This is a genomic window from Burkholderia sp. L-4 (genome assembly GCF_056856535.1).
Genome location: NZ_JBXEOX010000002.1, coordinates 2,959,325 through 2,971,159, shown reverse-complemented (window position 1 = coordinate 2,971,159; position 11,835 = coordinate 2,959,325). Strand labels below are relative to the sequence as shown.

At 70.5% G+C, this 11,835-nt stretch carries 12 protein-coding genes and 1 pseudogene; 11 read left to right on the top strand and 2 right to left on the bottom strand.

Annotation, left to right across the window (positions count from 1 at the left end; all coding sequences use genetic code 11):
* The first annotated feature begins 51 nt into the window (after window positions 1-51).
* The 6 genes and pseudogenes from AC1VVG_RS30270 to AC1VVG_RS30245 all read left to right on the top strand — a co-directional run bounded on the left by AC1VVG_RS30270 (window position 52) and on the right by AC1VVG_RS30245 (window position 5,196).
* Window positions 52-477, top strand: coding sequence for a GNAT family N-acetyltransferase (locus AC1VVG_RS30270; protein WP_069245977.1), 426 nt, complete (start codon window positions 52-54; stop codon window positions 475-477).
* A 184-nt stretch (window positions 478-661) separates the two neighbouring features.
* Window positions 662-2,327, top strand: a pseudogene (locus tag AC1VVG_RS30265) (hypothetical protein).
* A gap of 130 nt (window positions 2,328-2,457) precedes the next feature.
* Window positions 2,458-3,318: an isocitrate lyase/PEP mutase family protein gene (locus AC1VVG_RS30260; protein ID WP_034189346.1), complete on the top strand. Its 861-nt coding sequence runs from the start codon at window positions 2,458-2,460 to the stop codon at window positions 3,316-3,318.
* 141 nt (window positions 3,319-3,459) lie between these two features.
* Complete coding sequence (locus AC1VVG_RS30255) at window positions 3,460-3,639, top strand: hypothetical protein (protein WP_482837155.1); 180 nt, start codon at window positions 3,460-3,462, stop codon at window positions 3,637-3,639.
* A gap of 14 nt (window positions 3,640-3,653) precedes the next feature.
* Window positions 3,654-3,920: a YodC family protein gene (locus AC1VVG_RS30250; RefSeq protein ID WP_049032821.1), complete on the top strand. Its 267-nt coding sequence runs from the start codon at window positions 3,654-3,656 to the stop codon at window positions 3,918-3,920.
* Between the two features lie 106 nt (window positions 3,921-4,026).
* Window positions 4,027-5,196: a cytochrome P450 gene (locus AC1VVG_RS30245; RefSeq protein ID WP_482837154.1), complete on the top strand. Its 1,170-nt coding sequence runs from the start codon at window positions 4,027-4,029 to the stop codon at window positions 5,194-5,196.
* 15 nt (window positions 5,197-5,211) lie between these two features.
* Here the strand turns inward: AC1VVG_RS30245 and AC1VVG_RS30240 are convergent, their stop codons facing one another.
* Window positions 5,212-5,538, bottom strand: a complete 327-nt coding sequence (locus AC1VVG_RS30240; RefSeq protein ID WP_034189349.1) for a superinfection immunity protein — start codon at window positions 5,536-5,538, stop codon at window positions 5,212-5,214.
* 90 nt (window positions 5,539-5,628) lie between these two features.
* A complete protein-coding gene (locus AC1VVG_RS30235) occupies window positions 5,629-6,048 on the bottom strand; it encodes a rhodanese-like domain-containing protein (RefSeq protein ID WP_049032816.1) in 420 nt (139 codons plus the stop codon).
* A 114-nt stretch (window positions 6,049-6,162) separates the two neighbouring features.
* Here AC1VVG_RS30235 and ftrA point away from each other — a divergent pair, with 114 nt between their 5' ends.
* The 5 genes from ftrA (at window position 6,163) to AC1VVG_RS30210 (ending at window position 11,600) form a co-directional block, all read left to right on the top strand.
* Complete coding sequence (gene ftrA, locus AC1VVG_RS30230) at window positions 6,163-7,125, top strand: transcriptional regulator FtrA (RefSeq protein WP_034189351.1); 963 nt, start codon at window positions 6,163-6,165, stop codon at window positions 7,123-7,125.
* Window positions 7,126-7,210: 85 nt separating this feature from the next.
* A complete protein-coding gene (locus tag AC1VVG_RS30225) occupies window positions 7,211-8,281 on the top strand; it encodes an NAD(P)H-dependent flavin oxidoreductase (protein WP_482837152.1) in 1,071 nt (356 codons plus the stop codon).
* A gap of 79 nt (window positions 8,282-8,360) precedes the next feature.
* On the top strand, window positions 8,361-9,815 hold the full coding sequence (locus AC1VVG_RS30220; protein ID WP_034189352.1) for a M20 family metallopeptidase: 1,455 nt from the start codon (window positions 8,361-8,363) through the stop codon (window positions 9,813-9,815).
* A gap of 55 nt (window positions 9,816-9,870) precedes the next feature.
* The gene (locus AC1VVG_RS30215) at window positions 9,871-10,980 is read left to right on the top strand and encodes a malate/lactate/ureidoglycolate dehydrogenase (protein ID WP_482837151.1); all 1,110 of its coding nucleotides are present in this window, start codon (window positions 9,871-9,873) and stop codon (window positions 10,978-10,980) included.
* Complete coding sequence (locus AC1VVG_RS30210) at window positions 10,977-11,600, top strand: TfoX/Sxy family protein (protein WP_482837150.1); 624 nt, start codon at window positions 10,977-10,979, stop codon at window positions 11,598-11,600. The genes AC1VVG_RS30215 and AC1VVG_RS30210 overlap by 4 nt, the downstream gene beginning before the upstream one ends.
* Window positions 11,601-11,835: the final 235 nt, after the last annotated feature.

The window sequence follows — 11,835 nt, the reverse complement described above, 5'->3', positions numbered from 1 at the left end:
GTGCGTGCGGCTCCAGCCAATTCCCGTTCACGATTCAACCCGACGCAACCGATGACGTTCACCTACGAAGTGACCGACGCGGGCGACGCGGACGTACGCAAGCAGATCGTCGCGCCGCTCGTCCGGTTCAACGAAAGCCAGGCCGGCCCGGCCGAGTTCCGGCCGCTGGCCGTGGTCGTGACCGACGCCGCCGGCGCGGTGGTCGGCGGCCTGTGGGGCGGCACGGCGTTCGGCTGGCTGCACGTCGACCTGCTCGTGGTGCCCGAGGCCGCGCGCGGCCAGGGCGCCGGCACGCGCATCATGGATCTGGCCGAGGCGGAGGCGCTCGCGCGCGGCTGCCACAGCGCGTGGCTCGACACGTTCGATTTCCAGGCGCGACCGTTCTACGAAAAGCGCGGCTATGTCCGCTTCGGCGAGCTGCCGGACTATCCGGTCGGGCACACGCGCATTTTCCTGACGAAGCGGCTCGCGGGCTGAGCGGCGCAGCGTCGGCAGGTTGACGATGTCGCCGGCCGTCGCCTACGATACCGGGCAGCGATGCAGGTCGCTTCCGGGTCCGCGGAAAGGGTTGAACCCACCTGTGTCGCATCCACTCGAGGTTTCCCCATCCTTTGTGCTGGCGGTATTGCGGACCTTCGGCCATCCATGCACGAGGATCCGCATGAACACGCTGCCTCCCAACGCCCATCCCGATCATCTGAAAAAGCAGGCCAAGGCATTGTTGCGCCTGTACCGGCAGGGCGACGCCGGTGCCGTCGCGCGCTTTGTCCGGTCGCTCCCCGCCGCCGCGAACCGCACGCACGACGAAACACGCGCGCTCGGGCTCCGCCTGCACGACGCGCAGTCCTGCATCGCGCGCGAGTACGGCTTCGCGTCGTGGGCCGATCTCGGCGCGTTCGTCGAAATGCGCGCGCTCGCGCGGCAACCGCGGTCGGCGCTGATCCGGCGCTGGCTCCACCTCGCCTACGGCGGTGAGGTGACCGGCGGCGTCGATGCGCCCCGGCCGCGTGTCGCCGCGCAATTGTTGCTCGACCATCCCGATCTCGTGTCGGCCGATCCGGCCATCGCATGCGCGGCGGGCGATCTCGACGCGGTGAAGGCGGCGCTGGCCGCCGATCCCGGCTGGATCGCGCGCGCCGGCGGTGCGTTCAAGCTGCCGCCGCTGGTCGCCGTCACGCATTCGCGGCTCGGGCGGATTCCGGCGTTCGCCATCGGGCTGCGCGACTGCGCGCGTCATCTGCTCGATGCAGGCGCGGATCCGAACCAGCGGATCGGCAACCGGTTTCCGCCGGCTTCGCTTGCCAAGCCCGACGAGTCGGCGCCACTGTCGGCGCTGTACGGCGCCGCGGGCGTCAATCGTGATCCGGCGCTCACGGCGATGTTGCTGGAAGCCGGCGCCGACCCGAACGACGGCGAATCGCTGTATCACTCGCTGGAGAATCCGGCCTGCACGCGCGTGCTGCTCGAGCACGGCGCGCAAGTGGGCGGCACGAATGCGTTGCGGCGCGCGTTCGACATGCGCGACGCGGCGGCGCTCGAACTGCTGCTCGCGCATGGCGGCGACGCGAACGAGCCGCCCGGCGCGGGCCTCGCGCGGACCTGGGGCGCGCCGTTGCTGCGCGCGATCGGCGTGCGCTGCTCGGCGCCATGTCGCCGCGCTGCTGGCGGCCGGCGCCGATCCGCGCGCGTGCACGCCGGCGGGCGTCAGTGCGTACCGGCTGGCGATGCAGGCCGGCTTGACCGACGTCGCGGCGCTGCTGCGCGCAGCCGGCGCGGAAGAGGCGCTCGGCCCGGACGACGCATTCGTGGCGGCCTGTGCGCGTGCCGACGCCGACACCGCGCGGCGTATCCGGGCGCGCCATCCGGAACTGCCCGGCGCGCTGACCGAGGACCGGCTGCGACAACTGCCGGATGCCGCCGCATGGGGGTCGCGCGACGCGGTGAAGGTCATGGTCGAGCTGGGCTGGCCGATTGCCGTGCGCGGCGGTGACTGGGACGCGAGCGCGCTCAATCACGCGGTGTTCCGCGGCGATGCCGATCTGCTGGCGTTCCTGCTCGCGCACGGCGCAAGCTGGCGCGAGCCGCACGGATTCGGGAGCGACGCGCTCGGCACGTTGTCCTGGGCGTCCGTCAACGAACCGGAGGGCGTCGACGTACCCGACTGGGAAGCGTGCGCACGCGTGCTGATCGCACATGGCGTGCCGCAGGCGGTGCGCGATCAGTCGCATCCGGACGCCGTGCTGATCGACGGCCGCACGATGCAGTTCTCCGAGGCCGTCGCCGACGTGTTGCTCGGCATCGACGGCGGGCCGGCTGCATCGACGTAAGCGCCGGCTGCCGGCGCGCGTCCCGCGCGTCGGTTTTTTTCCGGTCGCGCGACGACATTTCGGCCATCGCTGAAACGTCGCGCGCACGACCGGCGTAAGCTCACCCGTCATCACCATCCGGGAGTCCACGATGACCCGTTCCGACTTGCAGGCGCGCCACGCCGAAGTTTTCCGTTCGCTGCACACGCGCCCCGGCGCGTTCATCATCCCGAACCCGTGGGACGCCGGCACCGCGCGCCTGCTGGCGATGGCCGGTTTCGAGGCGCTTGCCACGACGAGCGCCGGCTACGCGTTTTCGAAAGGGCAGCCCGACAACGCGATCGACCGCGACGCGATGCTCGACCACATTGCCGATCTCGTCGCCGCGGGCGGCCTGCCGGTGAGCGCCGATCTCGAGAACGGCTTCGGCGATGCACCCGACACGGTGGCCGAAACGATCCGGCTGGCGGCCGAGGCCGGCGCGGTCGGCGGCTCGATCGAGGACGCGACGGGCCGCGCCGACGCGCCGATCTACCCGCGCGGCGCGGCGGTCGAGCGCATCGCGGCGGCCGTCGACGCGGCGCGCGCGCTGCCGTTTCCGTTCACCTTGACCGCGCGCTGCGAAAACTACCTGCACGACCGCCGCGATCTCGACGACACGATTGCCCGGCTCGTCGCCTATCGTGACGCGGGCGCCGACGTGCTGTATGCGCCGGGCATCACCGACGCCGACGAAATCGCGGCCGTGACGCGGGCGGTCGGCGCGCCGGTGAACGTCGTGATGGGGCTGCAGGGCGGCTTGCTGAGCCTGGACGAACTCGCGGCGCTCGGCGTGAAGCGCGTCAGCGTCGGCGGCGCGCTGGCGCGGGCCGCGCTCGGCGCGTTCCTGCGCGCCGCGACCGAGATGGCGCGCGACGGCACGTTTACGTTCGCACAGGCGGCCGTGCCGGGGCGCGACATCAACCGCTGGTTTGCGGCACCCGATAATTCGCCGGTTTTGTTCGGAGAATGACGGCCAATTAAACATGGGATCGTTTCCAGCGGAAACGTCGATTGACAATAATCAACCTATTTCGCGTCTGAATTAACCGTCGATGACGGCGCGAAAACCATCGTTTATTCTCCGCATTTCCCCCGGTTGCCCCGATCCGCCGTGCAGGCCGCGCTGGATCGGGCGATCGGCGGCCCGCCGCGCGTGTCGATGGCGCGTATCGTTGCATTTTCTCGATCAATGTATTTTCGTGTGCGGCAGTTGCCGGCCGTTTTTTTGATTGATAATCTGCGGCACATTCAAATGACCGGTTGGCGGGCCGCCGGGAATATCAATATATAAAATCCGAGAGAGCGATGACGATCCGAGAAAATCAGCGCGTCAGGTTTCGCGTCGGCGATGTCGTGACGCTGAAAACGGGCGGGCCGCGCATGACCGTCACCTATGCGGGGCCGGTCGTGTTCGACGACGGCGACTGGCTGATCTGCCAGTGGTTCGACGAAAACGGCGAATTCCGGCAGGAAATGTTCCATCACGACACGGTGCTGCCCGAGCCGCGCGCGATTTCGGCCGGGCGCGTCCGGATGCGCATGCAGTCGCACCGCGACCGGTCGGCCGCCTGACCGTTGCCTTGCCTCGCGTTGCGAGGCCGCGGCGCGTGGCGCCCGTGCCGCGACATTTCACGTGAACCCGAAACATGCGGCGGTGCACGCCATCGATACTGAGCGCATGAACCCGACCGATCCCATTGCAGCGGTGACGCACCGCGATCCCTATCCCTACTATGCGACGCTCGTCGACGGGCCGCCGCTCGCGTTCGACGCCGCGCTCGGCCTGTGGGTCGCGAGCTGCGCGTCGACCGTGACGGCCGTGCTCGGCCATCCGGCCTGCCGCGTACGCCCGCTGGACATGCCGGTGCCGCCCGCGTTGCGCGGCACGACGGCCGGCGCGCTGTTCGGCGAGCTGGTGCGCATGAACGACGGCGCGTCGCGGCACGACGTACCGAAGCAGGCGTTGCGCGCGGCGTTCGCACCGATCGACACGGAGGCGCTGCGCGCTCGCGCGGCGCAGCTTGCCGCGCGACGGTTGCCGGCGCCTGGCGACGCCGACGCGCTGAATACATGGTGCATGACCGTGCCCGTGTGTGCGGTTGCCGATCTGCTCGGCTTCGACGAAGCGCAGCTGGACGACATCGCGGCGCGGGTCGTCGACTTCGTCGCCGCGCTGTCGCCGTTGTCGGATGCCGCGGCGCTGGCGCGCGCAAGCGAAGGCGCGCGGCAATTGCTCGACCGGATGACCGAGCGCGTCGCGCAGACGCGTGCGCACGACGGCACGCTCGTCGCCGCCGTGCAGCAGGCAGCGCGCGCGTCGGGCTGGCAGGCAAGCGGCGCGCTGGTGGCGAATCTCGTCGGGTTGTTGTCGCAGACCTGTGAAGCGACGGCCGCGTGGCTCGGCAACACGCTGGTGGCATGGCACGGGGAAGCCCATGCCGCGCGCGCCGTGCCGGACGACACGGCGCTCGACGCCTTCGTCGCCGAAGTCGGGCGCTTCGATTCACCGGTGCAGAACACGCGCCGCTTCGTCGCGGCGCGCACGACGATCGACGGCGCGACCGTCGAAGCCGGCGACGCGATCCTCGTCGTGCTCGCCGCGGCGAACCGCGACCCGGCCGTGCATCGCGAACCGCACCGGCTGATGCCCGGCCGCGCGGCGGGGCCGAATTTCGGCTTCGGCACGGGGCCGCACGCGTGCCCGGGCGAGCGGATCGCGCGGGCGGTGACGGCGGGGGCGTTCGGGGCGTGCTTGCGCGCAGGCGGCTGGCCGCCGCACGAGGGACTGCACTGGACTTACCGCGCGTCGACCAACGTCAGGATGCCGAAGTTCGACGCGGCACGGTGAAAGGGAAAAAGGGACTTAACGGCAGCCTTGCTTCTCGGCCCATTGCTCCTGGGCCGCGACGCGGCGCTGCACGCGTTCGACGAGGCCGGACGAGAACGTCCGCATGCTGACGCCGCGGCGCTTCGCGAGGATCGTCTGTGCGACGTCGGTACGCGGGTTCGGCTGGCACGCCCAGTACAGCGTCATCAGCCAGCCGATGCCGGTCCATGCGAACAGCGCGTTGAACATCGCGATCGTCAGCTTGTCGTGCCGGCCGCGCCGGTCGGCAATGACGGCCGGCAGAAAATAGATCGCGATCGCGGCGACTGAACCGGCCACTTGAATCAGGACTGCATCATGCATGGTGCTGCTCCGTCCGAACTGCAATGTGGCTGATTGTCGCGCTTTTTTCGTTCGTGTGCTGGCAATTGATTGTTGCGTTTTTAATGACGATCAGTCGGCTTCGGCGCCGATCGGCTGCACTTCGTTGCTCAACGCGAAACCTTCGTCGCGCCAGCCCGTCACGCCGCCGATCATCAGCTTGACCGGCCGGCCGAGGCGCGCCAGCTGGATCGCCGCGCGTGCGGCGCCGTTGCAGTGCGGGCCCGCGCAGTAGACGACGAACAGCGTACCGGCCGGATAGCCGGCGAGCTTGCTCTCGATGATCTTGCGGCGCGGCAGGTTGCGTGCGCCGGGCACGTGGCCGGCGGCGAACTGGTCGGGGCCGCGCACGTCGAGCAGCACGAAGTCGGGTGCCCCGGACGCGAGCGCGTCGTGCACGTCCCAGCAATCGGTCTCGAATCGCAGCGACGCCTCGAAATGGGCGAGGGCGGCGGGGCTGTCGGCGGCGGGCACGTCGGTGACGTAGGACATGGGCAGGTTCTCCGGGTGGAAGGGGCGCGGAGCGCGCCGGGATGAGAGGCAGTATCGCGGTTCGGCCCGCTTTGCGGCAGTGGCGCGATCGACAAGTTCCGGTAACATTGCGCCATGCATGATCATCTCGTCGTCGCGCTCGCCTACGATCGCCTCTGCACATTCGAATTCGGCTGCGTGGTCGAACTGTTCGCGCTCGAGCGCCCGGAACTCGGCGTCGACTGGTATCGCTTCGCGGTATGCGCCAGCGAGCCTGGGCCGGTGCGCGCGGCGGGCGGCATCACGGTCGCCGCGCCGTACCGGCTCGCGATGCTCGATCGCGCGGACACCATCGTGATTCCCGGCTGGCGCGATCCGGACGAACGGCCGCCCGAGCCGTTGCTGAAGAAGCTGCGGGCCGCGCATCGGCGCGGCGCGCGGCTCTGCTCGATCTGTTCGGGCGTGTTCGTGCTCGCGGCGGCCGGCGTGCTCGACGGGCTCACGGTGACCACCCACTGGCGTTACGCGGAACGCCTGCAGGCGCGCTATCCGGCGCTGCGCGTGAATCCCGATGCGCTGTACGTCGACGAAGGGCAGATCGTCACGTCGGCCGGTTCGGCGGCGGGGCTCGACATGCTGCTGCATCTGGTGCGGCGCGACCACGGCGGCGCGATCGCGAACCGGGTCGCGCAGCGCCTCGTGCTGCCGCCGCACCGCGATGGCGGGCAGGCGCAATTCGTGCCGCGCCCGGTCGCGCCGGGCGGCACCGACCGGCTCGCGAAGCTGATCGACTGGATGCGCGCCCATGCGGCCGAGCCGCACACGCTGGCATCGCTCGCCGCGCAGGCCGCGATGAGCACGCGCACGCTGCAGCGCCAGTTCGCGGATGCGACGGGGATGTCGCCGCTCACGTGGCTGATCCGCGAGCGCGTGAACGTCGCGAAGGACATGCTCGAGGCGCAGCCCGCGCTGCCGCTCGCGCAGGTCGCGGCGCGCGCGGGGTTCGGCTCGGAGGAATCGTTGCGCCGGCATTTCCGGCGCGTCGCGGCGACCAGCCCGGCCGCATACCGGCGCGGCATGGATCGCGGCGGCACGTAGCGCACGCGGCATCAGGCCGGTTGTGCGCGACGAGACGAAGAACAACCCGCGTGGCGACGACCATGCATGGCGAAAAAGGATTCCGATGACGACACTGCCTTCCCGTTTGCCGTTGATCCAGGCCCCGATGGTCGGTTCGCTGAGCCCGCTCGCGATCGCCGTGTGCGAAGCCGGCGGGCTCGGTTCGCTCGCGTGCGCGGCGCTCGGCCCGCAGCAGTTGCGCGACGAGATCGCGGCGATCCGCGCCCGCACGCCCGCGCCGTTCAACGTGAACTTCTTCTGCCACACGCCGCCCGCGCCCGACGCCGAGGTCGACGCGCGCTGGCGCGCGGCGCTCGCCGGCTACTACGCGGAAGCCGGAGTCGATCCGGCCGGCGTGAAGGGCGGCCCGGGCCGCGCGCCGTTCGACGATGCGACGTGCGCGGTCGTCGAGGAATGGCGGCCGGCCGTCGTGAGCTTCCATTTCGGGTTGCCGGACGACACGCTGCTCGAACGCGTGCGGCGTACGGGCGCGCGAGTCGTTTCTTCCGCGACGACCGTCGCGGAGGCGCGCTGGCTCGATGCGCGCGGCGTCGACGCGATCGTCGCGCAGGGCGCGGAGGCCGGCGGCCACCGCGGGATGTTCCTGACCGACGACATCCATGCGCAACCGGGCCTGTTCGCGTTGCTGCCGCAGATCGTCGACGCGGTGCGCGCGCCGGTGATCGCGACCGGTGCGATCGCCGACGGGCGCGGCATCGCGGCCGCGTTCGCGCTCGGCGCGCGTGCGGTGCAGATCGGTACCGCCTACCTGCTGACGCCGCAGGCCGGCCGGTCGGCGCAGCATCGCGCGGCGGTGCGCGCGGCACGCGACGACGGCACGCGCATGACCAACCTGTATACCGGCCGCCCCGCGCGCGGGCTGCTGACGCGCTTCATGCGCGAACAGGGGCCGATGAGTGCCCTTGCGCCCGCGTTCCCGCTCGCGACGACCGCGGTCGATCCGCTGCGTAGCGCGTTCGAGCGGCAGGGCCGCGACGATTTCTCGCTGCTGTGGTCGGGCGAGGCCGCGGCGCTCGCGCGCGAGGCGGATGCCGGCACATTGACGCGACGCCTGTGGGACGACGCGCTGGCCTGCGCGGCAGGGCTGCGCGACGCGTTCCCGAAGGTCGTCTGAACGGCCAGGAGGGGGCGCCGGCGGGGGAGCATCGGCGTATGATCTGGGTTTTCGTCAGCCCGATCCAGGCACCCCCATCATGACTTCCGTCGACACGACCCCCGTCCTCGACCATGACAAGCTCGTTACCTTCGTCGAGCGCAAGTGGAACGATGAAATCCTCCATGCCCTGACCGACTACATCGCGATTCCCGCGAAGAGTCCCGCATTCGACCCCGACTGGGCGAAGCGCGGCTATCTCGAGCGCGTCGTCACGGACGCCGCGCAGTGGGCCGAACGGCAGCCCGTGAAGGGCCTGACGCTCGAAATCGTGCGCTTGCCGGGCCGCACGCCGGTGATCTTCTTCGAGACGCCCGCCACGCGCTCGGGCAGCACCGATACGATCCTGCTGTACGGCCACCTCGACAAGCAGCCCGAATTCGACGGCTGGCGCGCGGACCTCGGCCCGTGGACGCCGAAGCTCGAGAACGGCAAGCTGTACGGCCGCGGCGGCGCGGACGACGGCTACGCGATCTACGCGAGCCTCGCGGCGCTCGGCGCGCTCGACGAGCAGGGCATCGAGCGGCCGCGCTGCGTCGGCCTGATCGAGACCTGCGAGGAGTCGGGCAGCTACGACCTGCTGCCGTACGTCGATGCATTGCGCGACCGGCTCGGCCAGGTGTCGCTCGTCGTCTGTCTCGATTCGGGCGCCGGCAACTATGACCAGATGTGGCTCACCACGTCGCTGCGCGGCCTCGTGTCGGGCGACCTGCAGGTCGAGGTGCTGGAAGAAGGCATCCACTCGGGTGTCTACGGCGGCATCGCGCCGTCGAGCTTCCGCGTGATGCGCCAGCTGTTCGAGCGCCTGGAAGATGCGAAGAACGGCAACCTGCTGCCGGGCGTGTTCCATTGCGAGATTCCGTCGAGCCGCGTGCGCGAGGCCGAAGCGGCCGCCGCGATTCTCGGCGACACCGTATGGAAGGGGCTGCCGTGGGCGTGCGGCGCGGACGGCAAGCCGGTGCTGCCGACCACGACCGATCCGCGCGAGGCGCTGCTGAATTCGACATGGCGTCCGTCGCTGTCGGTCACGGGTGCGGCCGGCATGCCGGCGCTCGCCGATGCCGGCAACGTGCTGCGTCCGCGCACCGCGTTCAAGCTGTCGCTGCGCCTGCCGCCGCTCGTCGATGCCGCCCAGGCCGTGCAGCAGCTGAAGGAACTGCTCGAACTCGATCCGCCGTACAACGCGAAGGTCACGTTCAAGCCGGACGCGGGCGCCGCGACGGGCTGGAGCGCGCCCGATCTCGCGCCGTGGCTCGCGTCGTCGCTCGACGCCGCGTCGCGCCGCCACTTCGGCGCCGACTGCGCGTACATGGGCCTCGGCGGCACGATCCCGCTGATGAACGTGCTGCAGGAAGGCTTCCCGTCCGCGCAGTTCATGGTGTGCGGCGTGCTCGGGCCGAAGTCGAACGCGCACGGCCCGAACGAGTTCCTGCATGTGCCGTACGCGAAGAAGCTGACCGCGGCCGTGGCCGACGTGATCGCGACCGCGCGCTGAGCGTCGCAGCGTCCGAAGCATCGATTGCCCGATCCGACTTGATGGAGTGTTGCCGATGACCGTCCTGCCGACGCCCGCTACCGAACCGCTGCGCATGCGCGCCGAACCGCTGCACGCATTCGTCGCGGCACTCTGGGAGCGGGCCGGCAGCAGTGCGCGCGAGGCAGCGCTCGTCGCCGATCACCTGGTCGGCGCGAATCTCGCGGGCCACGACTCGCACGGGATCGGGATGATCCCGAATTACGTCGCGTCGTGGCGGGAAGGGCAGTTGCAACTGAACGGGCACGCGTCGATCGTGCGCGACGGCGGCGCGGTGCTGACGATCGACGGCGGCCGCGGTTTCGGCCAGGTGATCGCGTTCGAGGCGATGGTCGAGGGAATCGAGCGTGCGCGGCGCATGGGGATCTGTGCGATCGGGCTGCGCGACGTCCATCACCTCGGCCGCATCGGGCACTGGGCCGAGCAGTGCGCGCGCTCGGGGCTCGTGTCGTTCCATTTCGTCAACGTGCCGGGCGACCTGCTGGTCGCGCCGTTGCACGGCACCGATCCGCGCTTCGGCACGAACCCGTTCTGCGCCGCGTATCCGCGGGCGGGCAAACCGCCGCTGCTGCTCGATTTCGCGACGAGCGCGATCGCGTACGGCAAGACGCGCGTCGCGTACAACCAGGGCAAGCACGTGCCGGCCGGGTCGCTGATCGACCATCGCGGCCAGCCGACCGACGATCCGGCCGTGATGCACGAGCAGCCGTTCGGCGCGCTGCTGCCGTTCGGGCTGCACAAGGGGTATGCGCTCGCGGCGATGTGCGAGATCTTCGGCGGGGCGCTGGTCGGCGGGCATACGACGTACGGCGATACGCTGCAGAAAACGAGCGCGATCGTCAACGGGATGCTGTCGGTGCTGATCGACCCGAACGCGTTCGACGCGGCCGACGCCGAGCGCGAGGCCGATGCGTTCGTCGCGTGGGCGAAGGCATCGCCGCGGGCCGGCGATGCGCCGGTGCGGATGCCCGGCGAGCCGGAGGATGCCAGCCGTGCCGCACGCGGGGCCGCCGGCATCCCGGTCGACCGCGCGACGTGGCGGCAGATCCGCGAGAGTGCGACGGCCGTCGGTTTCGACGACGCCGAGCTCGATGCGTGGACGCGGCGCTGCGAGGCCCGCGCATGAGCTGGCAAGCGGAGAAGGCGCACGGCGAGGAGATCGCGTATCAGCTCGCGCCGCTCGGCACGGTCGCGGTCGCCCGGTTCTTCAGCGGCGCGGCGTTGCGGCTCGACGGCGTGATGTTCGGCTTCATGTCGCGCGGGTCGCTGTTCCTGCGTGTCGACGACGTGAACCGTCCGGCGTTCGTCGCGGCGGGCATGGGGCCGTTCTCGTATACCAGGCCCACGCGCACGGTCGCGCTCGAGGGCTACTACGAAACGCCGGCCGACGTGCTCGAGGATGCGGGTGCGCTGTTCGACTGGTGCCGCGGCGCGTATCGTGCGGCGTTGCTGGCCGGGCCGCCGAAGCGCAAGGCGAGGGCCGTGCCGAAGCCGGCGTCGAAGGCGGGTGCCGGGACGGCAGCGAAATCGGCATCGAAATCGGCATCGAAAGCCGCGCCGAGAGCGGCACTGAAATCCGCGCCCAAGCCTGCGCCGAACCCGGCGCGGAAGACGGCATCCACGGTGGCGGCGAAATCCGCGCCGAAATCCACGGCCGAACCGCTCTCCGTGCCGAAAGCCGCGCGCGTATCGAAACCTGCGCCGAAACCGGCATCGAAACCGCCGGCGAAGCGCAAGCAGACGTAATACCGGCCGCGCGAAGCGACAGCCGCGCGATGTTCGCTTTCCTTTCTTTCAGGCGTACCCATCACCGGGCGACCGGTGCGTCGTACGGCCGCAGGCCCGCACGACCGGACGTACGAACGCGTCAAGCTTGACGCGCCGCACATCCTGCATGCTTCACAACGGCAGTCCCGGCGTTTATGATCGGCGCGGGTTGCGCCGCCGGGCGCGGCCCGCGCCGGCCTTGCCGCCGGCTCCG